23 protein-coding genes are annotated in these 22,086 nt (G+C 74.0%); 10 read left to right on the forward strand and 13 right to left on the reverse strand.

All coding sequences use genetic code 11. The features are described 5' to 3' along the window. Positions 1 to 191, reverse strand: a 191-nt coding sequence (locus BG452_RS08765) for a hypothetical protein (protein ID WP_188303637.1), incomplete at its 3' end; no start/stop codon positions are given. Between the two features lie 201 nt (positions 192 to 392). Beyond that, positions 393 to 1,673, reverse strand: a complete 1,281-nt coding sequence (locus BG452_RS08770) for an MFS transporter (protein ID WP_188303638.1) — start codon at positions 1,671 to 1,673, stop codon at positions 393 to 395. Positions 1,674 to 1,932: 259 nt separating this feature from the next. On the opposite strand from BG452_RS08770, the gene BG452_RS08775 reads away from it, so the two are divergent. Beyond that, positions 1,933 to 2,673 (forward strand): hypothetical protein, encoded by a 741-nt coding sequence (locus BG452_RS08775; protein WP_188303639.1) that lies wholly within the window; start codon positions 1,933 to 1,935, stop codon positions 2,671 to 2,673. A 276-nt stretch (positions 2,674 to 2,949) separates the two neighbouring features. Here the strand turns inward: BG452_RS08775 and BG452_RS45410 are convergent, their stop codons facing one another. Beyond that, positions 2,950 to 4,236 (reverse strand): DUF4190 domain-containing protein, encoded by a 1,287-nt coding sequence (locus BG452_RS45410; RefSeq protein WP_223241948.1) that lies wholly within the window; start codon positions 4,234 to 4,236, stop codon positions 2,950 to 2,952. 403 nt (positions 4,237 to 4,639) lie between these two features. Between BG452_RS45410 and BG452_RS08785 the strand changes: the two genes are divergently transcribed. Then, positions 4,640 to 5,752 (forward strand): ABC transporter substrate-binding protein, encoded by a 1,113-nt coding sequence (locus BG452_RS08785; RefSeq protein ID WP_188303640.1) that lies wholly within the window; start codon positions 4,640 to 4,642, stop codon positions 5,750 to 5,752. A 48-nt stretch (positions 5,753 to 5,800) separates the two neighbouring features. Here BG452_RS08785 and BG452_RS08790 read toward each other — a convergent pair whose 3' ends face one another. After that, positions 5,801 to 7,060: a lipase gene (locus BG452_RS08790; protein ID WP_223241949.1), complete on the reverse strand. Its 1,260-nt coding sequence runs from the start codon at positions 7,058 to 7,060 to the stop codon at positions 5,801 to 5,803. A 257-nt stretch (positions 7,061 to 7,317) separates the two neighbouring features. Here BG452_RS08790 and BG452_RS08795 point away from each other — a divergent pair, with 257 nt between their 5' ends. Further along, positions 7,318 to 7,761 (forward strand): hypothetical protein, encoded by a 444-nt coding sequence (locus tag BG452_RS08795; protein WP_317620956.1) that lies wholly within the window; start codon positions 7,318 to 7,320, stop codon positions 7,759 to 7,761. A 32-nt stretch (positions 7,762 to 7,793) separates the two neighbouring features. Here BG452_RS08795 and BG452_RS08800 read toward each other — a convergent pair whose 3' ends face one another. Continuing rightward, positions 7,794 to 8,246 (reverse strand): VOC family protein, encoded by a 453-nt coding sequence (locus tag BG452_RS08800; protein WP_188303641.1) that lies wholly within the window; start codon positions 8,244 to 8,246, stop codon positions 7,794 to 7,796. A gap of 339 nt (positions 8,247 to 8,585) precedes the next feature. On the opposite strand from BG452_RS08800, the gene BG452_RS08805 reads away from it, so the two are divergent. The 3 genes from BG452_RS08805 (at position 8,586) to BG452_RS08815 (ending at position 9,654) form a co-directional block, all read left to right on the forward strand. Continuing rightward, on the forward strand, positions 8,586 to 8,825 hold the full coding sequence (locus BG452_RS08805) for a hypothetical protein (protein WP_188303642.1): 240 nt from the start codon (positions 8,586 to 8,588) through the stop codon (positions 8,823 to 8,825). Positions 8,826 to 8,916: 91 nt separating this feature from the next. Next, positions 8,917 to 9,108 carry a hypothetical protein gene (locus tag BG452_RS08810; RefSeq protein ID WP_188303643.1) on the forward strand — a complete coding sequence of 64 codons (192 nt, stop codon included), beginning with the start codon at positions 8,917 to 8,919 and terminating at the stop codon, positions 9,106 to 9,108. Between the two features lie 111 nt (positions 9,109 to 9,219). After that, on the forward strand, positions 9,220 to 9,654 hold the full coding sequence (locus BG452_RS08815) for a hypothetical protein (RefSeq protein WP_188303644.1): 435 nt from the start codon (positions 9,220 to 9,222) through the stop codon (positions 9,652 to 9,654). A 514-nt stretch (positions 9,655 to 10,168) separates the two neighbouring features. Here BG452_RS08815 and BG452_RS08820 read toward each other — a convergent pair. The 4 genes from BG452_RS08820 to BG452_RS08835 form a co-directional block, all read right to left on the reverse strand. After that, complete coding sequence (locus BG452_RS08820; RefSeq protein ID WP_223241950.1) at positions 10,169 to 10,690, reverse strand: hypothetical protein; 522 nt, start codon at positions 10,688 to 10,690, stop codon at positions 10,169 to 10,171. 291 nt (positions 10,691 to 10,981) lie between these two features. Next, positions 10,982 to 11,590: a response regulator transcription factor gene (locus BG452_RS08825; protein WP_188303646.1), complete on the reverse strand. Its 609-nt coding sequence runs from the start codon at positions 11,588 to 11,590 to the stop codon at positions 10,982 to 10,984. Further along, the gene (locus tag BG452_RS08830) at positions 11,587 to 12,810 is read right to left on the reverse strand and encodes a sensor histidine kinase (RefSeq protein WP_317620957.1); all 1,224 of its coding nucleotides are present in this window, start codon (positions 12,808 to 12,810) and stop codon (positions 11,587 to 11,589) included. The genes BG452_RS08825 and BG452_RS08830 overlap by 4 nt, the downstream gene beginning before the upstream one ends. Positions 12,811 to 12,825: 15 nt before the next feature. Then, positions 12,826 to 13,242 carry a hypothetical protein gene (locus BG452_RS08835; protein ID WP_188303647.1) on the reverse strand — a complete coding sequence of 139 codons (417 nt, stop codon included), beginning with the start codon at positions 13,240 to 13,242 and terminating at the stop codon, positions 12,826 to 12,828. Positions 13,243 to 13,487: 245 nt separating this feature from the next. Between BG452_RS08835 and BG452_RS08840 the strand changes: the two genes are divergently transcribed. Together BG452_RS08840 and BG452_RS08845 are read left to right on the forward strand one after the other, a co-directional pair. Further along, positions 13,488 to 14,216, forward strand: a complete 729-nt coding sequence (locus BG452_RS08840; protein WP_223241951.1) for an ATP-binding cassette domain-containing protein — start codon at positions 13,488 to 13,490, stop codon at positions 14,214 to 14,216. Next, the gene (locus tag BG452_RS08845) at positions 14,213 to 15,004 is read left to right on the forward strand and encodes an ABC transporter permease (RefSeq protein WP_188303649.1); all 792 of its coding nucleotides are present in this window, start codon (positions 14,213 to 14,215) and stop codon (positions 15,002 to 15,004) included. The genes BG452_RS08840 and BG452_RS08845 overlap by 4 nt, the downstream gene beginning before the upstream one ends. Here BG452_RS08845 and BG452_RS08850 read toward each other — a convergent pair. Continuing rightward, positions 14,963 to 15,922: a TauD/TfdA dioxygenase family protein gene (locus BG452_RS08850; protein ID WP_411292906.1), complete on the reverse strand. Its 960-nt coding sequence runs from the start codon at positions 15,920 to 15,922 to the stop codon at positions 14,963 to 14,965. The genes BG452_RS08845 and BG452_RS08850 overlap by 42 nt on opposite strands. A 104-nt stretch (positions 15,923 to 16,026) precedes the next feature. Further along, positions 16,027 to 17,565 carry an IucA/IucC family protein gene (locus BG452_RS08855; protein WP_188303650.1) on the reverse strand — a complete coding sequence of 513 codons (1,539 nt, stop codon included), beginning with the start codon at positions 17,563 to 17,565 and terminating at the stop codon, positions 16,027 to 16,029. Positions 17,566 to 17,635: 70 nt separating this feature from the next. Here BG452_RS08855 and BG452_RS08860 point away from each other — a divergent pair, with 70 nt between their 5' ends. Further along, the gene (locus BG452_RS08860) at positions 17,636 to 19,162 is read left to right on the forward strand and encodes an IucA/IucC family protein (protein WP_188303651.1); all 1,527 of its coding nucleotides are present in this window, start codon (positions 17,636 to 17,638) and stop codon (positions 19,160 to 19,162) included. A gap of 100 nt (positions 19,163 to 19,262) precedes the next feature. Here BG452_RS08860 and BG452_RS08865 read toward each other — a convergent pair whose 3' ends face one another. After that, positions 19,263 to 19,481: a hypothetical protein gene (locus tag BG452_RS08865; RefSeq protein ID WP_188303652.1), complete on the reverse strand. Its 219-nt coding sequence runs from the start codon at positions 19,479 to 19,481 to the stop codon at positions 19,263 to 19,265. After that, the gene (locus BG452_RS08870; protein ID WP_223241952.1) at positions 19,465 to 20,400 is read right to left on the reverse strand and encodes a class I SAM-dependent methyltransferase; all 936 of its coding nucleotides are present in this window, start codon (positions 20,398 to 20,400) and stop codon (positions 19,465 to 19,467) included. Before BG452_RS08870 ends, BG452_RS08865 begins: the two co-directional genes overlap by 17 nt. Before the next feature lie 438 nt (positions 20,401 to 20,838). Between BG452_RS08870 and BG452_RS08875 the strand changes: the two genes are divergently transcribed. After that, positions 20,839 to 22,086 (forward strand): ATP-binding protein (locus BG452_RS08875; protein WP_188303653.1); only part of this gene is annotated, 1,248 nt, incomplete at its 3' end.

Raw genomic sequence — 22,086 nt, forward strand, 5'->3', positions numbered from 1 at the left:
AGGGCCGCGGTGGCCCGGCGGCGCAGGGCGGCGGGGTCGGTGTCGACGGCGGGCACCAGGTAGGCCAGCAGGCCGCGGCGGCCGTCGGCGCGCTCGACCGGCAGCAGTGCGCAGTCGGCGACCTCGGGACGCAGCAGCAGCCGGGCCTCCAGAGCGCGCAGCCGGGCGCGGTCGGAACCGGTGGGGCTCATCAGCGACGGCACCTTTCGGATCGGTGCGGGGCGCGCGCGGGTGGGGCGGCCCCGGGGTGCGGAGGGTGGGCGGATCGGGGTGGCCTGCGGCCTTGTGGGCGTCGGCGGATCCGGTGGCGCGGTACGTGTGGGTGCGGTCACGGGCGGTACGGCGACGGGCTGTGCGGCGGTGACGGGCGGTACGGTGCCGGGCTGTGCGTTTCAGTGCCTGCGGGAGCGGGAGCGGGTGACCAGGACCAGGAAGCCGAGCGCCAGCACGATCGGGACGGCGTGCGAGACGCCGACCACGGTCAGCGGGCTGAGCAGCGCCAGCAGGGATCCGCTCAGCAGCATGCCGGTGCCCATGCCGACGTTCTCGGCGGAGGCGAGCAACCCGAAGGCCTGCCCGCGCCGTTCGTCGGCGAGGGCCTGGATCCGGGTGGTGTACGAGATCTCGGTGAAGCCGTCGCCGAGCCCCGCGCCGATCGCCACCAGCAGGAACAGCGGGGTCGGCAGCCCGGTGAAGACCAGGATGAAGCAGCCGGACATCAGGCAGGTGCCCAGGGCGAAGGCGCGTTCGCCCGGTTCGATGCCCCGGCGCAGCAGGAGCCGGGAGACCAGTTGCTGGGCGCCGAGGTTGCCCACCGCCCAGGTGGCCCAGAACATGCCCAGCACCGCGGCGGGGTTGCCGGGGTCGTGCTGGTTGGCGAAGACGGGCAGGCTGATGTTGTGCGCGGCCGAGCCGAAGGCGTCCAGTAGCCGGATCCCGGCCATCGCACCGACCACCGGGGCGGCCCGCAGGACGATCAGGGCCTGCCACTGACTGCCGAATCGTTTCCTCGCTCCAGCGGCGTCGCCGGTGTCACCGGCGGGATCCACCGCGGACTGCTCGACCGGCTCGGGCCGGGTGCGCAGCGGCAGCCGGAACACCACGGCGGCGAACACCAGGAAGCTGGCCGCGTCGATGAGCAGGGCCGCCCGGAACCCGGCCCAGGCGACCACCACGCCCGCGGAGGCGAAACCGAGCACCATGGCGGCCGAACGGCAGCTCGCCATCAGGCTGTTGGCGCGGGCCCGGCGCTCGGAGCCGACCATCTCCGGGATGCTGGTGCGCAGCGCGACGGCGCACACCGCGGCCGCGCCGCCGAAGACCAGCGCGAGCGGGTAGAGCACCGGGATGCGTGCGGAGGGCGGCACGAGGGCGACCACCACCAGCGCCACCGCCTGGGCCAGCGCACAGCCCGTCATCAGCCGCCGCCGGTCGGTCCGGGCCACCAGCCGCCCGGCGAGCATTCCACCGGCGAAACCGCCGGTCAGCCGCAGGATCAGGTACCCCGCCGTGCCGAGCGCGTTCCCGGCCGCCTCGTACGCGAACAGGCTGAGCGCCACCAGGTCGAGCTGGCTCCCGTAGGTGGACAGGGCATCGCCCAGCGCCAGCCGGTAGAACACCCGGGGCAGCTTCTCGGCGGTCTGGCGCGGTACTTGCTGTGCGGTGTCCGGCACCGGTCCCCCAGGCACGCCGTTTCGGTCGCTTCAGTGTCACATTGCACGGCAATGTAGAAGTCACCCGACGGTAGATCAAGAGCTTGATCGTCCGCTGTCCAAAAGACCGTGTGTTCGGCCGATCCGGAACCATCATTCCGGCCAGCCTGGCGAGTTGGTGCCCGTACGCCCCGTCCCCGGCCCCGGCCCGAACTGCCGCCTGAGCGGGGGCCGTGCGAACTCACATGACAGCTGCGGCCGGCTCCGCGATCATTGGCCGATGACCACCGAACCGGACCTTCTTGGCCTGAGCATCGTCTGCCCGCCGTCCGGCGAGGGCGGCACCGAGATCCGCCCGGTCGTCAACGGCCGGGATCTCCTGGCCGACCTGTCCCCACGTGGCGGGGAAGGAGGCCCCTGGTATGTGGGAGCGGGCCCCCGGTGCCTGTTGCGCCGGGCCAGGCCGTTGCGTGCCGCTGCCACGCCCCACGAGGTCCGTCTCGGTGTGGCCGGGTGCGGCCTGGAGCGGTGCTGCGGTTCCCTGTACGTGACGGTCAGGCGTGCCGGGGAGCATGTCGTCTGGGCGGGCTGGCGCGGTCCGGCCGATCAGGACCTCGACCTGCCGGAGTTCCGGTTCGCCGCGGATCAGTACGAGGCCGAGGTCCTGCGAGCCGAAGAGGACCGCGGCTGGGAGTGGCCGGCAGCGGTGGTCGCGACGCTGCTCGAAGCGGGGCTGAGTGAACGTGAGGACTGGCTCGCCAGGTGGGAGTGCGAGTTGGAAGCCGTCTGGGCCTCGCGCGCGGAACCCGATCGGATCGAGGTCGTCCTGCGGCATCCTCCTGGCCGGGAGGAAACGGATCTGCCCTGGGCCCAGTTCCTGATGACCCTCCCGATCTCCGCAGCCGACCCGTCGGCCCAGGCCGAGCGCCTCGAAGCGCAGCTGACGGCGGGCGATCCCCGTGCCACCGCCGAGCTCTGCGGAGGTGACAACCCCGAGCAACTGGGCTACCCGTGGCCCTAGGGTCCGCCGTTCAGGTGAACGGCGGGGAGAGGTAGGTCGGACCGCCTCTCCCCGACCTACCCCCGTCCCGGCGAACGAGCCGACCCCGGCGCCGACCGGCGCGTGGGCCCTCACGCGGGCCACTCATCGCTCGACGGCCGGGAATCCCGGACGGGTCGGTAGGTCAGGTCGACGCAGTCGCAGGGCGCTGCCGACCGGGTCGGCCTCGCACACGCCTCCTGACACCCGATGGACCCCCGAGCGGCCTCCGCCCGGGGGTCCATCGGGTGTCCGGGGTCAGCTGGGAGAGCCGGTCCAGGTGACGGTCTTCATGCCCCCGGCGCCGTAGTAGGTGAACTGGACGGAGAACGGGTCGGCCGCGCTGTTCGGCAGGGCGTACGCGGACACGCCGGTGGCCTGCTCCCCCGGGGCCAGCGAGCCCTTGAGGATCTTCATCCGGCCGCTGCCGTCGATCAGCGTGGTGACGAGGCCTCCGTTGCTGTCCTTGACGGAGGGCAGCCCCGATGCGGTGAGCGAGACGTCCTTGGAGCCGGTGTTGACGACGGTGATCTTCAGCTGAATGATCTTGGAGTTCTTCGGCGCCTGGAACACGGTCTCGTCCGGGACGTACGGCTCCGGCGCGGCCGCCGCGACCTTCAGCCCGTCCGCGAAGGTGTAGGACTGGCCGAACGACAGGTGCCGGGCCTTCTCGTCGGCGGCCCGCGCCTGCTGCTCCTCCTCGATCTTCTTCTTCGCGGCGTCGAGCCGTTCCTTCGCCTTCGCCTGCCGCTCCGCGGCGGCCCGCTCCTCCTCGTCCGCCCGGGTCTGGGCGGCCCTCGCCGCCGCCTTGCGGTCCTCGTTCGCCGCGTGCACCCCCACCGCGACGAACACTCCGCCGCCCACCGAGACGAGCAGGCCGGCGACGCCCAGGATGACGCCGGCGAGCGCCATTCCCCGGTTGGTCGCCTGGCGCTTGCGCGCGTAGCCCAGGCCGATGATGCCGAAGATCAGCGCGAGCAGGGACGGCAGCCAGGACAGCCAGAAGAAGACCACCAGCAAGCCGAGGACGACGCCCACGATCCCGAGCACCATCGCCGCGGTGCCCAGGCCGTTGCGGGGCTGCGGCGCGGCTATCGGGTACTGCGGCCAGTACGGCGCACCCGGGTACCCGCCGGGGCCGCCGGCCGGGGCCGCGAACGGCGAAGGGGCTGCGGCAGGCGGGTCACCGGCCGGAGGCGCGAACGGCGAGGGGGCTCCGACCGCAGCGGGAACGCCGACCGCAGCGGGAACGCCAGCAGGGGCGGGAGCGCCGGCAGGGGCGGGCCCGGGAGCCGGGGCAGGAGCCGGGGCCTCGCCCTGCTCCTGGGTCAGCGGCGTCTCCGGCCCGGCATCGGCGGGAGCGTCGACAGCCACAGCGGACTTGACGAACGAAACGGCATCAGCAGGCACGGACTCCACGGCAGAACCCGGGGCCCCGCCCTCCTCCGGAGCCTCGCTCTGCCCCGGGGTCAGCGGCGCCCCCGGATCGGCGTCGGCGGGCGCCTTCCCGGACTGCGGGCTGTCGGGCGGGACAGGAACGGTCATACGGAATCCTTCGGGAACGTCGGGACGTCGAGCGGCTTTCCGCCCCGGGCCGAGGTCCCTCCGCAGTTCCCCCCGCACCGACGGCCCGACCTCCGCGAGACGCGCACCGGTCCGGGCCGGACCCGGGCGTCGGCTGCCCGGGACGGGAGCGCGGCAGGGTCGGCGACTGATCAACATACAGGTGCCCGGCGACAGCTCCGACACCGCGGGGGCCGCCATGGCCAGGGACCGGCCGCCGTCCTTCGTCCGCGGAGTGCTCCACCGAGAATTCGCTTGCCGTCGGCCCCCGCACCGGGTGCAATGTCCGCGTGATCACGCAGGTCTGCCCGCCGCGCCGGTCGGCGCTCCGGTCGGCGCTCCGGGCCGTCCTGCCACCGGACCGTCAGGCGGGAGACGCCAGCCCATGAGTACGCCACGACCGTCCTCCGGCGCGGAGCGGACCAGCGGGTCGTCCGTGCCGATCGGCGCGCTCGTCCCGCTGAGCCGGCCGGGCTGGGCCGAGGCGGGCCGGCATCTGCTCGCCGGGCTGGAGACGGCCGTCTGCGACGTCAACGCCGCCGGCGGGATCGCCGGCCGGCCGCTCGAACTGCTGGTCCGGGACACCGCGGCCGATCCCCAGCGGGCCGCGGACGCCGTGGACGAGCTGGCCGGTCTGGGCGTGGCCGCGATCGCCGGGGAGTACCACAGCGTCGTCGCCCGGGCCGTGGCCGCCCGGGCGGACGCCCTCGGGCTGCCGTTCCTCTGCTCCTCGGCCGTCCTCGACGCGCTCACCGACGCGCCGACGGACCGGGTCGCCCGGCTGTGCCCGGCGCAGTCCCACGGCTGGCGGATCTACGCGGACTTCCTCCTCGGCGCGGGCCACCGCCGCATCGCCGTGGCGACCCAGCCGAGCGTCTACTGGGCCGCCGGCGCCCGCATCCTGCGGGAGCACCTCGCGCCGCGCGGCGGCACGGTGGTCGAACTCGACACCGGGGCGTTCTCCCCCGCCGAGCTGTGCGAGGAACTCGTCCGGCACGGCGCGACGGCCCTGCTCCTGCTGGTCGGCCAGCCGGAGCCGGCCGTGCCGATCGTCCGGGCCGTCCGCCGTGACCGGCGCCTCGCCGAGGTCCTGATCGGCGCCCCGGCGGGGCAGCCGGAGTTCGCCGAGTGGCGGGCGCTGTTGGGCGAGGAGGGCGCGGCCGTCCCGTTCCTGCGCTACCTGCCCGAGCGGCTCGGCCCGCTCGGCGAGCGCGTGGCGACGGCCCTTCGGGAGCGGCTGGGCGAGACGCCGTCCTTCGTCGGCTTCGAGGGCTACGACACCGTCACCGTCCTCGCCGAGGTGCTGCGTGCCGCCGGTACGGACCGCGAGCGGATCACCGGGGCCTGGCCGCACGTCGACGCCGAGGGCACCCGGGGGCGGATCCGCTTCACCCGCTCGCCCGGCACCGGTGTGTGGCAGTGGGCCTGGCCGCCGGTCCAGGTCGCCGACCGGGATCCGGCGGCCCCCGACCGCTTCCGGGTCCTGCGCACCGGCTGAGCGCACCCGGCGTCCCGGGGCGTCAGCGTCCCGGCGTCCCGGCGCCGCTCAGCCCAGCGCGCTGAACCAGCGCACCACGGCCGCCGTGGCGGCGACGTTGGAGCCCAGGTGCCGGGAGCCCGCGAAGTCCGGCGTCCCGAGGTCGACGACCTCCGGGTCCGTACCGTGCGAGCGCAACGCGGCCTCGCAGTGGTCGGTGTTGGCGTCGGCCGCCTGCTCGTCCGCCTCGGCCGCGTAGAGGCGGACCGGGACGCGCGGCGCCCAGTCGCAGGTGCCGTCGGCCACCCGGAGCGCCTCGCCGAAGCGGCCGGTCGGGTGGCGCAGCATCGCGAGGCCGCGCGGAGTGAGCAGTTCGCCGATGGTGCCGGGGGTGCCGGCGAACAGTTCCGGGCCGGTGTGCGAGCCGTCGAACAGCGCCTCGACGGTGGTGTCGTACGGCGCCCGGAAGACCTCTCCGGGGGCGTCGTACAGGTGGTGCAGCCGGTTCCAGGCGACGAGCAGGTACGCGGCGTACAGCGCACTGGACTTGGGCTCCAGGGAACCGTCGAGCAGGGCCGGCAGTTCGGCGTCCCGGAAGGCGTAGCCGCCGCTGACCGGGGCGAGGGCCCGGAGCCGGAACCACCGGTCGTCACCCGCCTGCAAGGCGCGGGCCAGCCCCATGGCCGCCGAGGCGCCCTGGGAGAAGCCGGTGACCAGGACGTCGTGGCCGAGCGTCCGGCCGGTGCCCGGGACGAAGGCGCGGGCCGCCCGGAGCATGTCCAGGGCGGCGGTCGTCTCGGACGGCACGTCCATCCAGGGGTGGGTCCCGGGGCCGGTGCCCAGGCCCAGGTAGTCGGGGGCGACGGCGGCGAACCCGGCGGAGGCGTAGCTGAGGGCGGGCCCGGTGACGAAGCCGGGCTTGGCCGTGGTGGAGGGGGCGTCGCCGCGGTAGCTGGCGGTGCCGTGGGTGAAGGAGACCGTCCGCAGCTCATGGGCGCCGCCGCGCGGCAGCACCAGCAGGCCGCTGGCGGTGATCGGCCGGCCGGCCGGGTCGACGGTCCGGTACTCCAGCCGGTAGGAGTCGACGCCGTACCGGACGGCGCCCGCGTCGTAGCGGGCGGCGGTCAGGGCCGTGGCGACGTCCTGCTCGGTGTCGAGGGTGGCCGTCAGCTGTGCGGAGACCAGCCGTCCGCGCTCGCCCCGGTGCGCTGTGCCGGCCGACGCGGCGCCGGCCGGCACGGTCGCGGTGGCCAGGGCGGCGAGCACCGCCACGGCACCGAGCCGAAGCGGCGCGGAGTGTGATCTGCCGTTCGAGTGTGGGGAGTTCATGCCCCCGACGCTACGGAGGTCCGCCGCCGGGCAGCAGTCCGGCCAGCGGGGGTATCCGTCCGGTGGTTATCCCCACCACGCCCAGGAGCACGGGCATGACAACGAACTGACAGATCGCTTTCGGTCAGGTGCATCGATCATTCGATCAGGATCTACCGGCGGACTGATCACCGCCGCTAGGGTGCGGCGCATTCCCGCTGTTACGCCCTCCCGCGCCGCCCGACGGCGCGGGGACGACCGATCGGACCGGTGTCGCCGTGACCAGGACCTTCCGCCAGCTGATGACCCGCGCGGGAAGGGCGGCCGCCACGGTCGCCGTGCTCGCCGCCGCCCTCACCGGCACGACGGCGGCCGGCACCGCCTCCGCCACCGGCGGCTGGAGCTGCTCCGGGGCCCCCGTCCCGAGCGGCTACGTCATCACCATGTACGACGCCAGCGGCTGCAACAACCACGGCGCGTGGTTCCAGCGGCCCGCCCAGAACCGCCTGTGGACCTGCTCCGGCTCCCCGATCGTCTCCGGCTACGTGCTGACGAACTACGACGTCAAGGGCTGCAGCGGCGTCGGCGCCTGGTTCCACGAGCAGGTCCGCAACGGCATCTGGACCTGCCCGTACTCGCCGATCCCGGCCGGCTACCGCAGCACCACCTACGACGCCCGCGGCTGCGCCGGCCTCGGCGCCTGGCTCACCCTCAAGGCCTGAGCCACCCGGGGGGGCTGGCCGGAGAAGCCCGGTCAGCCCCCGGCCGGACCGGCGGCCGGACCGGCGGCGACGCAGAACTCGTTGCCCTCCGGATCCGCCATCACCACATGGTGCCCGTCGACCTCCGCCAGCACCCGCCCGCCCGCCGCCACCAACCGGGCGGCCTCCGCCCCGATCCGCGCCCAGCGCTCCGCCGCACTGCCGTGGCCCGGCACCCGGATGTCGATGTGCAGCCGGTTCTTCGCGCTCTTCGGCTCGGGAACCTTGAGGATCGACAACCGGGGCCCGACCCCCTGCGGGTCGCAGAGCCAGGCGCCGTCGTCCGCCGAGTCGTCCTCCGGCAGGTCGAACTGCGCGAGCCACTCCTCCCGCGTCCGGAACGGTGCGGGCGGCGGCTCGTCCACGTACCCCAGCGCCGTCTTCCAGAATCCGGCGAGCAGCGTCGCGTCCGCGCAGTCGAGGGTCAGATCGATTCCGATGGCCATGGCAGGACGGTACTGCGCACCTGCGACAACCACCTCCGGGCGGGTTCTTACCCACCTTTCTCATCGCTCTGCCGAACGCCTGACGGACCCCCGGCAAGGTCGTGCCCACACCGACCGCAGGACGCCAGGAGGGCACAGCGATGACGACCGACACGATCACCACCAGCACCGCCACGAACCGGACCCGCCGGGGCAGGACGGCCGCCGCGGCGCTGGCGGTCCTGGCGGCGGCGCTGCCGCTCACCGCCGTCTCCCCCGCCCAGGCCGCGCCCGCCCGGCGCGCACGGCCGGCCCGCCTGGTGCCCGACCGTCCCCGGGCACCGGGTCGACTGCACCACGATGCGCCGCCCGCTGGTGGCCGACGAGCCGGGCCCGGGCGGCATCGACGTCAGCTACGCGGTGGTGCGCCACAGCCGCCCCGGCCAGGCGCTCGGCACCGTGGCGCTCAACCCGGGCGGCCCCGGCGAGACCCTGATCGACCGCGCCCAGCAGGTGGCCGGGGCGCTGCAGGGGCTGCTGGAGGACTACGACCTGCTGCTGGACCCTTGGCACCGGCCGCTCGGGCCGGCTGCCCTGTGACGTCACCGAGGCCGAGTACCGCTGGGCCCCGCGGGCCGGCCAGCGCGAGGCCGCCGCCGTCACCGAGCGGCTGCGCACCCGCCCGCTGAAGGTGACCGCCTCCGTCGGCGGCGAGCGGCGCACCGTGGCCTTCACCGAGGACAAGCTCGCCAACCTGATGTACGAGCCGGCCACCCGCGGCATCGGCCTGCACCCCAGGGAGCCCGGGCTGCTCGGCGCACTGGCCGCCGCCCTGCACGCCCTCGCCGCCGGCGAAGGACCGAGGAGCACGGCGCTTCTCTGAACTACGCGTTGTCCCGACGAGCACCCGACGTGTGCCGCGGTGGTACTTTGACCGGAAATCGCGGGAGGGGCGGGCAGCCAGGTGGACAGTGGTCGGCGACATGCAGCCGTTGTGGCGCTCGGTCAGCTCGGGCGAAGCCACGACTACCGTGACCGGGCGGATGCCGGTCACGGCCTGGCCGGCTTCGCCGAGATGCAGGAGGCACGCGGGCCACTGATGGAGCTCGTGCTCGACCCAGCCGACACCTTCGTCACCCGGGTGACCACGGAAGCCGTGCTCCGGCGAAAGGACAGGGCCGGGCTGACGATAGTCGCGTCCGCACTGGCAGTCGCCGACTCACATCACAACAACTGGATCCACACCGCAATCGTCGACGTATTCAGCATCTTCGCCGACGACCGGGACAACGCGTTGAAGCTGTGCGAGGAGCTGTCGCAGGACACCGACGGCCGGATCGCCCTGGGAGCTCGCCAGCTGCACGAAATGCTGACCGAGATCGATCCTGTCCTTGGCCCTGCAATAACACGGGGCGAACCCGGCCGTTAGAGCGCAGGTGCTCAAGAGCGCGGAGTCCGGCCGGGTGACGGCGCGAAGCAGGGCGGGCAGCAGCGGCAGCTGGGTTCGGGTCCTCTGGTCCATCCGGGACTTCACCCTGGACCTGGACTTCTTGGTCGCGTACTCGTTCGCCTTGATCGGACACGGCGCCACCCAGGGCACCCACCGCGCCGGGTCGGTCGACCTCGGGGGCCCGCTCGGTGAAGTACTCGACCAGCAGGTCCCGGACGGCCCGGCATTCAATGCCGTACGCGTCGACGATCTGCTCGATGCCGCGGCGGCCCTCGATGCGAAGCGCCCGAAGCCGCAGCGGTGCACTGGCCGGGAGCACGCCGGTCTCCTTGAGCAGGGCGTAGAACAGCGGCCGGCTCGCGCTGCCTCGGAAGTGGGTGGGCCAGGACGTGTGCGACGACCTCGTCGGGCCTGGGAGCCAATGGTGTAGTCAGGCATGGGAACTGCCTGACTACCCCTCCCTCAAGCGTCTGTGGCGCTGACCGCGGTGGCGTCAGTCGTCAGCTGCGACGAGGAGGGTGAGTGTCGCTGCCGGGTGGTCGATGAGGGCGAGTTCGTGGTAGTCGATGTGGATCGGTCCGTAGTCGTGGAACGCGTCTTCGGGGAGCTGTCGCAATAGGTATCTGCTGGTTGCCTTCCGGATCGGGGTGTAGATCTCCTGACGCAGGCGTGATGCGAGCGTTTCCGGGACGTCTCCATGCTGGTTGGCCCAGGAATGGACGACATCAACCGCCGTCTCGGCGTCGACGGTGTCGTAGGCGTCAGGGGTGATGCGGTCAAGCCACCATTGGCCGTGCCGTGGCCAGTCTTGAACGCCGGCTCCGTCGTACGTGTCCCGAAACTGAGGATGCGCGATCAGAGCAGCCAGCACCTCTCGGTCGTCCAGCGCCTCGGACGACAGCTGGAAACGCTTGGCGTCGATCCAGCGGTAGCCGTGAGAGCCCTCGCCGAAGTCGAAGTCTCGGAAGTTGATGAAAGGGCTGTCCAGGTGGACGAGGGCGGGCACGGGTTCCATGGTGGTCATCGTAGATCTTGACGCCGCTCAACCCCGTCGGTGATATGCGGCCTGACCAGTGCCTATGCCTCCTGGCGCCCAGATCCGGGCCGGCGCTTCCGTTCGGATGCACTGCTTGTGAGGTCGCGCGTTGGCTGACTTCGGCTGCGTAGGCGGCCCGTTCTCCGGCGGCGGCCCGCTGCCGTCTGACGGCGACGGTGAGGTCGATGCCGAGGGTGCGGGCCGGCTCGCCCGCACCAGTGAGTCCCTGCCGACAGGGCCCGGCAGGCGGCCCCGGCCGGTCGACCTGCCCTACAGCCAGCCGCGCTCGTCGGCGGTCCGCAGGGCCTCGGTGCGGTTGCGGGAGCCGGTCTTGGCGATGGCCGCGGAGAAGTAGTTGCGGACGGTGCCCTCGGAGAGGTAGAGCTTCCCGGCGATCTCGGCGACTCCGGCGCCGGAGCGGGAGGCGTTGAGGACGTCGCGTTCGCGGGCGGTGAGCGGGGACGCACCGGCGGCGAGGGTGGCGGCGGCGAGGTCCGGGTCGACCACCCGTTCCCCGGCCGCGACCCGGCGGATGGCGTCGGCCAGCACCTCCGCCGGGGCGTCCTTGACCACGAAGCCGAGCGCGCCCGCCTCCATGGCCCGGCGCAGGTAGCCGGCCCGGCCGAAGGTGGTGAGGATCACCACCTGGCAGTCGGGCACCTCCTGGGCGAGGACGGCGGCGGCGGCCAGGCCGTCCAGTCCGGGCATCTCGATGTCGAGCAGGGCGACGTCCGGCCGGTGCTCGCGGGCGGCCTCGACCACCTGGTCGCCGCGTCCGACGGCAGCCACCACCCGGAAGTCGTCCTCCAGGTCGAGCAGGGCGCGCAGCGCGGTGCGGACCAGTTCCTGGTCCTCCGCGAGCAGCAGTCGGATCGTCATGTCGTCCCTTCGGGGCGGGTTCCGGGGCGGGAGCCGGGGCGGGGAGCGGGCGGCCGTACGGTGACCAGCAGTCGCCATCCGCGCGGGTCGAGCGGGCCGGCCTCGACCGTACCGCCCGCCGCCGCGACCCGTTCCCGCAGCCCGGTCAGTCCCTTGCCGCTGCCGACCAGGCCGCCTCCGGGGCCGCTGCCCGGGCCGTCGTCGCGGATCTCCACCGAGGTGGCGGTCAGCAGCACCGAGCAGCGGGCGGCGCGGGCGTGCCGGACGACGTTGGTGATGCCCTCGCGCAGCACCCAGCCGAAGAGTTCGCGGTGCTCCGGTCCGACCGCGTCGGCCGCCGAGGGCAGGTCGGCCACCAGCCCGGCGGCGCGCAGCAGTTCGCGGCCGCGGGCGAGTTCGCCGGTGATGGTGACTTCGCGGTAGCCGGTGACGGCGGCGCGCACGTCGGCCAGGGCCTGGCGGGAGAGCGTCTCGACGGCCGTCATCTCGGCCACCGCCTGCTCCGGGGCCTTGGCCGCCAGCCGTTGGGCGAGGCGGGACTTGACGGTGATCGCGGTGAGCGAGTGGCCGAGCAGGTCGTGGAGGTCGCGGGCGATCCGGTTGCGTTCGGCCTCGGAGGCGAGGCGCGCGACCTCGGCCCGGGCGGCGACCAGGTCCTCGTTGGTGGCGGCGATCTCGGCGAAGGCACCGCAGGTGAGCGAGGTGAACAGCAGGGCCAGCGCCTGGAATCCGCCGGGCCCGGTGTGCCAGGCGGGCACCGCCACGGGCAGCAGCAGGGCGCCGAGCGTTCCGGCGGCCACCGCCAGGACGGCGTGCCGGCGCCACAGCGCCGCGACCGCGGAGACGACCACGGTGGCGAGGAAGAAGGCGTCCGTGCGGGCGGACGGCAACGCGGCCAGGAACAGGACGGTCATCACCGCCAGCAGTGCCCTGATCCAGTGCGGCCGCTCGCACCCGAGGGAGAACGCGAGGAGCACGTAGCAGAGGCAGAACGCGACGACCACGGCGTACCCGGCGACCGCCGCCGGCCCGCTGACGTTTCCGCCCACCGCCATCGCGGTGAGCGCCGGGAAGACCAGCATGCCGGCGCCCAGCAGGATCCGCCGCCGGCCGCCCGCCCAGCGGTGGGCGGTGACCGGCGTGCTCTCACGGTCCGGCGGGCTCGCGCGGTCCGGCGTGATCTCACGCTCCGGTGCGTTCTCGCGGTCGAGGTCGGTCACCCTTGCGTTCCTTCCTCAGGGCTGGGCGGCGAACAGCGTGCGCAGCTGCCGTCCGTTGGTCACCACGGCCACCCCCAGCAGGGCGAGGCCGCACACGCCCTGTTCGATCTTCATCCAGACCGGGAAGACGCCCGGCACGGCGATGATCGCAGCAATCGCGACCAGCATCACGCCGGAGACGATCCGCAGCCGCCGGAAGGCGCCGTGGGAGCCGCCGGCCGCACGGACGGTGAGCAGCATGGTGACGGCGGCCCCGGCCAGCACGAGGGTGCCGCGGATCCACACGGCGGGGGTGACCAGGTCGGTGTGGGAGCGGAGAGCGAAGGCGGCCACCATCGTGAGCGCGCTGAGCCCGAGGTAGGCGAACACGCATCGCCGTACGGTGCGGAAGGCCCGACGGGTGTCGGGGTGGTGCAGGTCGGTGGAGGTCATGGACCCATCGTGGCCGCCGGCCGGGGCCGGGCGGCAGTGTGCTGCCACACCCCGGCACCATGACAATTGTCAGCACGGCCCGGACCCCGATGGCCGCGCCCGACGAGTCGGTTCCGCGGCCCGGACCGAACGTCATCTAGAGTCCCGTCCGTCGACCAACCGCCCCCCATCCCCCGGGCGGGCCCGTGTCCACCGGCACGGCCCCGCCCGTCCCCCACCGGCAACGGAGGCCCATGGACAGGCCCTTGGCCATCGCTGTTCGCGCCCGCGACCGTGGTCGGGGAGGGCCCGGGGCGGACGCGCCCGCGGCCTTCGCCCTGGAGCAGGTGACCGTGCGCCGGGCCGGGCGGCTCCTGCTGGACGGTCTCTCCGCGCAGATCCCCGGGGCCGCGTGCACGGCGCTGGTCGGGCCGTCGGGAGCGGGCAAGTCCACGCTGCTGCGGCTGCTGAACCGGCTGGCGGAGCCGACGTCGGGGGTCGTCCGCTTCCGGGACAGGGCGCTGCCGGAGCTCGACGTGCTGGAGCTGCGCCGCCGGGTCGGGCTGGTGGGCCAGCAGCCGGTGCTGCTCACCGACCGTGTCGTCGACGACCTGCGGGTGGGCCGCCCGGACCTCGGGGAGGAGCAGGCGGCGCTGCTGATGGAGCGGATCGGCCTGCCGGCCGAGATGCTCGCGCGGGCTACCGCCGGGCTGTCCGGCGGCGAGGCCCAGCGGGTCTGCCTGGCCCGGGCGCTGGCCGTCGGTCCGGAGGTGCTGCTGCTCGACGAGCCGACCTCGGCCCTGGACGCGGCGAGTGCGCGGGCGGTGGAGCAGACGATCAGGGACCTGGTCGCGGACGGGCTCGCGGTGGTGCTGGTCAGCCACAACGCGCCGCAGGCGTGCCGGGTCGCCGACCACGTCCTGGTGCTGGGCGGTGGACGGCTGGTCGCCTCGGGGCCGGCGGACACCGTCGACTACCTCCGGCAGGGGACGTGAACTCGACCGTGCCGAGCTGGGCCGGGGTCGCCGCCTCCATCGCCCTGGTGGGGCTGGCGGTCGCGGTGGCGTGGCGCCAACGCCTGCACCTGGCCCGGGACATCGCCGTCGCCGCGGTACGCGCCGGCGTCCAGCTCACCGCCGTCGGCGCGCTCCTGATCTTCGTCTTCGAGCGCACCGGTGCGGCCGGAGCCGTCGGCTGGCTCGCGCTCATGGTGGTCATCGCCGGGCGGGTGTCCGCGGGCCGCTGCGCCGGGATGCCCCGCGCGCTGCCGGTCGCCACCACCGCGGCCGCCGTCGGCACCGCCGCGACCCTCGGCGCGCTGCTCGCCCTCGGGGTCGTCACCCCCCAGGCCCGGGTGGTGATTCCGGTCGGCGGCATGGTGGTGGCCGGCGCGATGCAGGCCACCACCCTCGTCCTAGTGCGCCTGCGTGACGAGGCCCGCACCGCGCGGCCCGCCATCGAGGCCCGCCTCGCCCTCGGGCTGCCCGCCGCCGAGGCGTTCGCGCCCCATCTCCGCTCGACCCTGCGCACCGCGCTCGTCCCGGCCGTCGACGCCACCAGGACCGTCGGGCTGATCAGCCTGCCCGGCGCGATGACCGGCCTGATCCTGGCCGGCGTCGACCCGTTCACCGCGATCCGCTACCAGATCGTCGTGATGTACATGATGCTCTGCGCGGCCGCGCTGTCCGCCCTCACCGCCGCCCGCCTGGCCGAACGCGCGCTGTTCGACGACGTCCACCGGCTACGGCCGTTCGCCGCCGGGGCCACCGGTGAGGGGTTCTGACGGTTTGCCGTCCACACCGGTCGGCACGTCTCCGGCGATCAGCACCCGGTGCATGGTCCGGGGGAAGTCGAGGTGTGCGGCATCGCGAGGGGCCATGTGGACGGTGGCCCGGTTGTCCCAGAAGGCGACGCTGCCCGGCTCCCAGCGGAACCGGACGGTGTATTCGGGGCGGACCGCCTGCTCCAGCAGCATGTCCAGGACCGCCCGGCTCTCCGGGCGGGAGAGGCCGATGATCTGCTCGACGTAGAAGCCGTTGACGAACAGGACGCGTTCGCCGGTTTCCGGGATGACCCGTACCAACGGGTGCGCGGTGGCCGTCTGGTGGCCGAGCAGGTGCTCGACGTAGGCGTCATGACCGGGTCGCGGCTGGTAGCCGACGCCGAGTCGGTGTTCGGCCCGCAGTCCGTCCACGAAGTCGCGCACGGGCGCCGACAGTCCCGCGTAGGCCGCCGCGAGGTTGGCCCAGGTGGTGTCACCGCCATAGGGCGGCACGGTCTCGGCCCGCAACATCGTCGCGGCCGGCGGGTCGAGGTGGTTGCTCCAGTCGGAGTGCCAGGGGTGCAGCAGGGTGTCGTTGCGCCGGTGGAGCCACTCCGCCCGCTCCATGCCGTACCGGCCGGACAGTTCCAGTCGGTCGGCGGTCGTCTCGATCTCGGGGACGTCCGGCGGGGACGCGCTGCCGCGGCGCGGCCAGGCGATCGGCCGGCCGAAGCGCCGGGCGAGTGCCACGTGCCCGGCGTGGTCCAGTCGCTGCCCCCGGAAGAAGACGACCTTCCAGCGCAGCAGCGCCGCTCGGATCGCCGCGATCACGGCATCATCGAGATCGTCCGTCAGATCGACGCCGGTGATCTCCGCTCCGATGTGTCCCGCTACCGGTCGCACCTCAACTCCGGTAGCGCGAACGTCTTTTCCTACCACCGCAGCCCCTGTGTCCTCGATCGATCGCCTCGTGCGCGGCCCCGCGTGGCAAGGTTCCCCGCCCGGGGCGGTTCGAACCTCCGCCGCGCGGCGCGGGCGGTCCGCTACGGCCGACGCCGGGTGGCGGCCAAGGGGTTGGGGACGGGCACGAACCGCGGCTCGGTGCCGTCGGCGTCGATCCAGCGGGAGAGCAGGTTGGCCTTGGCCGGCAGCGTGGCCGCGGCCAGGAGCGCCGCGGTCTCCGGGAGGCCGAGTTCCTTGTCGCAGCGCTCGAACCCCTGCCGCGCGACCGGCCACAGCGCGCCCGCCACCCCGGGGAAGCGGTGCGCGAGGGTGGCGGCGATCTCGCTGAGGTTGTTGACGAGCAGGCAGTACACCAGGCGCCGCCAGGCCGCCTCGCGAGGCGTCTCGGGGACGACCTTGGCTCCCTCGGCATCACGGAGGACGACCTGGACGGGATAGCCGTCCGCGTCCACGGCGATCAGGGTGTTCTGCAGATGACACTCGACCGCCACCCCGTGCCGGGCGTACGCCTCCAGCACCGGCGGCACGAGGTGGCCCAGGTAGGCCTCCCACCAGCGCAGCGGGTCGGCGACGCGATCGAGCGGACTGCCGTCGAACCCTTCGATGAGCGCGGCGGCCAGCACCGCGGTGGCGCCCGGCACCAGGTGCCGCTCCAGACCGTCCCGGACCAGCACCGGAAGGGCCTCCTCAAGGCCGCAGACCGTACGGTAGCCCGGTTCGCTCAACCAGGCCGCCGGGCCGCCCATGGCCGCGAAGGCGGCCGTGACCAGCGGATCCGTACGGCGCCCCTGGCGCAGTTCGTGCCTCCGCATCCGCCGGACGTCGTTGGTGATCTGCACCTCCAGGCTGAACTTCAGGAACAGGTCGGCCGCCCCGGGGCGCTCGGGGCTCCCCGGGGCGTGGACCGTGCGGACCGAGGACGTCGCCCGGGCCCGCCAGGGGGTGGTGCCGAGCCGGACGAGCCGCCCCTCGGCGAAGGCCGCGCGCACGGCCGGCAGACGATGGGTGAGGGCGAACTGCCAGGGGTGGGCGGGCAGCAGGCGGTAGCCGGAGGGCGCTCGGCCCAGGGAGTCGAGGGCTCGGGTGTCGCCCTCCTCGATCACCGCGTCCGCGCGGACGCCGAGCAGGATCAGCGGGAACCGGGCGTACGCCTCCGGGGCGTAGCGCAGCCAGGCGGCGGGCGGGCCGCCGCCGCTGCGGGCCTTGGGCGCCGGGTGGCAGGGGTGGCCCGCGACGAGGGCCTGCTCGGAGCGCAGCCACAGGTCATCGGGCGGGGTGCCGTGGGCGCGGGCCGCCAGGATCGCCTCCACGGCCGCGCGGCTGGCCGTCGCCTCGGCGACCAGGGCGGGGTTGGAGCGCCCGGTGGCGGCACCCATCTCCTGGGCGGCGATCTCGACGAGGTCGGCGTGGCGCAGGGGGTGCCAGGTCTCACCGGTCCACAGTTCCGGCGAGGAGGGCCGATGGCCGGCCCGCACCCGGAGCAGCCGGCCGCCGGCGCTCAGCCGGTGGACGGTGTGGCCGGTGGATGTGCTCGCCACCGTCTCGACGGCCTCGCGCAGCAGGCAGTTGAGCAGGGGAGGAACGGACAGTGCGTCAGCTGCCCGGGCGAAGTGATCCATCCGCCACCAATACCACCCTCCGGCCTTCATCATGTTCGGAACGGCTTGTCCGCTGGTGAGGGGAGAGCGCATGCCTGATGGTGCCACTGAACGGAAGCTGGCGGAGGAACTGGGCGGCATCCGTCCGGACCTGGTCGACGCCTACCTCGCCGCCCTGCCCGGGGCCCGGGCCGCGGTGCTGGCCCGGCTCTGGCGGGGGCTCGTCCACGAACCCCTGCCCTGGGTCGAGAAGCGCGTTCCCACCCGGGACGGGATCAGCCTGCTGCTGGCGGACGGGCGGCTGCTGCACGGCCCGGCCTCGGACCCGTGGGCCACCGGGACGACGGTCGCCCACCTGGAACTGGACGGCCGCCGGTTCGACCGTCCGGCCCGGCTGCTGACGGAGCTGGGCGTGCCCGGCGGCCGGCGGTTCGCCGACGAACTCGACCACAGCGTCGCGTCGATGGCGCTCTCCCGTACCGCCCCCCGCCCCGGCGGGCCGCCCGCTTCGCCGTGGGGGTGGGAGCAGCGGTCACCGGACGGGCATCCCTACCACCCCGCCTGCCGGTCCCGCCCGGGCTTCTCGGCCGCCGAGCAGCTGGCGTACGCGCCGGAGCACCGGCCGGTCGTGGCGCTGCGGCTCGCGCCGGTGGCCGACGCCATGGTGCGCGGCCGGTGGCCGGCGGAGCTGCGCGACGGCGGGCTCGCGCTGATCCCGGTGCACCCCTGGCAGGCGGAGCACACCCTGGCCGGACGACCCCTGCGGCCCGGCCCGAACGCCCATCCGCTGCTCTCCCTGCGCACCCTCGACCTCGGCGGGAACCTGGGCGGAAACCTCGGGGGGAGCCTCGGGGGGAACCTCCACGTCAAGACCGCGTTGAGCGTGCAACTCACCTCCGCGGTACGCGACATCTCCGCCTATTCGGTGGAGCACGCGCTGACCACCTCCGAACTCGTCGAGCGGGCCGCGGAACGCCTCGACGGCCGACTGCACATCGCCCGGACCCTGGCAGCGGCGGGCAACGGCACCCCGGACCTGGCGGCGATGCTGCGGCAATCCCCGTACGCCTACGCCGAAGCGGGGGAACAGGTGGTGCCGGTGGCGGAGCTGCCCGGGTACTTCGCACCGCTCCCGCCCGACGAACGACGGGAGCGGATCGCCGAGTTCGCGCGGCTGGCCGTGACCGTCTGCCTGGACCTGCTCGACCTGGGCGTGGCCCTGGAGGCGCACGGGCAGAACCTCCTCGCCGTCCTCGACCGCCGGGGCCGGGCCCGGCGCCTGGTCTACCGCGACCTCGCCGACATCCGGATCAGCCCCACCCGGGTGGCCCGCCACGGACTCCGGCCACCGTCGACCGGCCGGCTCCTGGACGACGATCCCGCCCGGCTGCGCCGGAAGGTCCTCGGCTGCCTGCTCACCGGCGCCCTGGGCCCGCTGGCCGGCAGCGCGCCCGCCCTCGGCACGGTCCTCAGGGCCGCCACCCAGGACCTCCCCGCCGGCCCCGACCTGCACGCCCTCCTGAACCACCCGCTCCCGGCGAAGGCCCTCACCCTGATGCGGCTGGCTCCCGGAGCCGACCACTGGGCCCAACTGCCCAACCCGGCCCTGCACTGCTGAACCAGTGAACCTGTGGGCCCGTGTGGGGCCCGGCTTCGGCCGGCTCCCGCATTCCGCCCGGCGAACACCCCGCACCGCGACGCCCGGTAGGGAGGATGGTTCAGCGCGTCCCCGCGGCCGGCAACCGCACCAGGTGCGGCTTGGCGACGGCCCGCCCGTCCACCAGGACGGCCCTGGGCTCTTGGCCCCGCACCTCGAAGCCGCGGGAGGTGAAGGCGCTCGGTGCCTCGCACAGGGCGGTCAGCCGGAAGGCCCGGTACGGTTCGGCGTCCGCGACGCCGTGAGCGCGCAGGGCGATCGGCTCAGCCGAGGCGGACACGGGTGCACCTGGTGACGTACGGCATGGCGATCTCGTCCCGGCCGGCCAGCCCGGGGTGGGTGGTGAGCAGCTGCTCCACGTCGGCCAGCAGACGGGTGCGCTCGGTCTCGGGCAGGGCGATGACGTAGCTGCGCGAGGCGACCATGTCGAGGAGCCCGGCCGGGGTGGTGGGGTGTTCCCAGCGGATCTCCAGCCGTTCGGGGGCGCCGAAGGGGGCCGGCAACTCCGGTGCGGTGTCGATCTGTTGACGGGTCGAGCGGTGCATCAGGGCGCCGAGTGCGGCGGCCCAGGGCTCGGTCTCGTCGCGGACGTTCCAGATCAGGGCGAGGGTGCCGCCGGGGGTGAGCACCCGGGCGATCTCGGGTACGGCCGTGGCCTGGTCGAACCAGTGCCAGGCCTGGGCGACCACCACGGCGTCCACGCTGGCGTCGGGCAGCGGGATGCGTTCGGCGGTGCCGGCCCGCACCGCCGCCTTGGGGACGGCGGCGGCGAGCCGGTCGCGCATGCCCTGGTCGGGTTCGACCGCGACCACGTCCAGTCCGGCGTCGACCAGCAGCCCGGTCAGCTTGCCCGTCCCGGCGCCCAGGTCGAGCACCCGGCGGGCCTCCCGGGGTACGGCGGAGCCGATCAGGGCCTGCGGGTAGCCGGGCCGGCCGTGCTGGTAGGCGCCGGCGGCGAGGCCGAAGGAGCGGGCGCGCAGCCGTCCGGCCCAGTGGCGGGTGGCGCCCTGCCTGGTCATTCCGCAGGCCCGGCCGATCTCCTCCCAGGTCGCGTGCCGTCCGCGCCGCAGTTCCTCGACCAGTTCGGTGCGCCGTTCCTCCAGGGCGTCGATCGTCTGCGACAGCCGGCACAGGCCGTCCAGCCCGCCGTCGCCCGCCACCTGCGCCGCCACCCGTCGTCCGGGGTCGTCCATGTCCATGGTCCGCACTCTAGGGACCGGACTCCGCTGTCGTCAACGACTGTTGCACGGAGAGGCAACACATGTTGCGCGACCCGGGCGCCCTCCCCGGCGTCCCCCGGAGGAGTGATCATCGGGAGCCGGAGGCCGGGCTTAGCACGAACTCGTTCCCGATCGTGGCGACTTGGCCCGGAAACCCTTCACATGAGCGAATCCCGGCCGGGTTGCCGGTGCGCGGGCGGCCCGGGCGAGAAGCCTGGTGACCGGGCGATGACCGAGCGGACTCCGACAGGTGTGCGAGATGTCTGGCATGTCCGGCAAGTTGCCACAAGTCGGTTGACGGACAGTATTTTTGAGTTTCAGTCAGGATGTCCTGAACTTGGCTATGCTGCAGCACCACGCCTCCGGAGCCGGTCGTCGCCCGTCCCCGTTCTGTTCCGATCGTTTGAGGATTGCCGAATGCTTCGAGCTGGATCGTCATCCGCCAGACGGCGCCCCGCGCCCCTGCTCGGCTGGCTGCTGCCCACCGCCGTGATGGCGGCGGCGGTCGCGGTCGCCGCGGTGGTGGTGTCCGCCGGAGCCCGGGCCCAGGTGCTGTGGTGCGGGGCGACGGCCACCGTGCTGGTCGCCGTGGTGGCCGCCGAATCCGCCCGCCGCGGGCGGGCCCTCGCCGAACTGCGCGACGAACACACCCGCCAGGTCGACCTGTTGAACCGCAAGCTGGCCGGACAGGAGGACGAGATCGAGCGGATGGCCGCCGGCGAGCTGCGCCGGCTGGTCGGCGGCGCCCGGTACGGCTCGTCCATCGACGTGCTGCTCCAGCCCTTCCAGCACCCCAACGCGCTGCTGTCGCAGAAGTTCCGCCGCTCGCTGGAGCTGGTGGTGCGCGGCATCGCCCAGGCCGTCGACGACGAGGTCAGCCGGCGCGACTCCGCCGAGCGCGCCTTCGTCAACCTGGCCCGCCGGGTGCAGGCGATCATCCACCGCCAGGCCAAGGACCTGCGGGAGATGGAGGACCGGCACGGCAACGATCCGGCGGTCTTCGACGACCTGCTGCGCCTGGACCACGGCAACGCCCTGGTCGGCCGCCTCGCCGACTCCATCGCCGTCCTCTCGGGTGCCCGGCCCGGCCGCCAGTGGACCCGCCCGATCGCGCTCTACAGCGTGCTGCGCGGCGGGATGTCCCGGATCCTCGAGTACCAGCGGGTCGACCTCCACCCGGTGGCCCAGATCTCGGTCACCGGACCGGCGGTCGAACCCCTGATCCACGCCGTGGCCGAGCTGCTCGACAACGCCACCCGCTACTCCCCGCCGCACACCCACGTCCACCTGAGCGCCTCGGAAGTGCAGAGCGGAATAGCGATCGAGGTCGAGGACGGCGGCCTCGGGCTCACCGACGAGGCCCGGTTCCGGGCCGAGCGCTCGATGCGCGAGGCGATGATCTCCAAGGACTTCGACGACCTCACCGAGTCCCCCCGACTGGGCTTCGCCATCCTCGGCCGGCTCTGCCAGGCGTACGGCTTCCAGGTGTCGCTGCGCCGCTCCGCGTACGGCGGCGTGCGCGCCGTCCTGGTGGTGCCGCAGGAACTGCTCACCACGGCTCCCCCGACCGGGCGGGCACACGGCATCGGCGCCTTCTCCGGCCCGCGCCCGCTCCCGGCGAACCCGCCCCGGCACGCGGCCCCGGCCCGCCCCTGGGGCGCCCGG

Origin of the sequence: Streptomyces sp. CBMA123, from assembly GCF_014596465.1 — a bacterium.
In the GTDB taxonomy this organism is placed as follows: Bacteria; Actinomycetota; Actinomycetes; order Streptomycetales; family Streptomycetaceae; genus Kitasatospora.

Coding starts and splice junctions, on each gene's coding strand:
- BG452_RS08855 (WP_188303650.1), bottom strand. CDS start 17,565: ATGGATCACTTCGCCCGGGCAGCTGACGCACTGTCCGTTCCTCCCCTG.
- BG452_RS08790 (WP_223241949.1), bottom strand. CDS start 7,060: ATGAACTCCCCACACTCGAACGGCAGATCACACTCCGCGCCGCTTCGG.
- BG452_RS08870 (WP_223241952.1), bottom strand. CDS start 20,400: ATGGACATGGACGACCCCGGACGACGGGTGGCGGCGCAGGTGGCGGGC.
- BG452_RS08820 (WP_223241950.1), bottom strand. CDS start 10,690: ATGGAACCCGTGCCCGCCCTCGTCCACCTGGACAGCCCTTTCATCAAC.
- BG452_RS08805 (WP_188303642.1), top strand. CDS start 8,586: ATGCGCCGCCCGCTGGTGGCCGACGAGCCGGGCCCGGGCGGCATCGAC.
- BG452_RS08785 (WP_188303640.1), top strand. CDS start 4,640: ATGAGTACGCCACGACCGTCCTCCGGCGCGGAGCGGACCAGCGGGTCG.
- BG452_RS08800 (WP_188303641.1), bottom strand. CDS start 8,246: ATGGCCATCGGAATCGATCTGACCCTCGACTGCGCGGACGCGACGCTG.
- BG452_RS08860 (WP_188303651.1), top strand. CDS start 17,636: ATGCCTGATGGTGCCACTGAACGGAAGCTGGCGGAGGAACTGGGCGGC.
- BG452_RS08775 (WP_188303639.1), top strand. CDS start 1,933: ATGACCACCGAACCGGACCTTCTTGGCCTGAGCATCGTCTGCCCGCCG.
- BG452_RS08825 (WP_188303646.1), bottom strand. CDS start 11,590: ATGACGATCCGACTGCTGCTCGCGGAGGACCAGGAACTGGTCCGCACC.
- BG452_RS45410 (WP_223241948.1), bottom strand. CDS start 4,236: ATGACCGTTCCTGTCCCGCCCGACAGCCCGCAGTCCGGGAAGGCGCCC.
- BG452_RS08835 (WP_188303647.1), bottom strand. CDS start 13,242: ATGACCTCCACCGACCTGCACCACCCCGACACCCGTCGGGCCTTCCGC.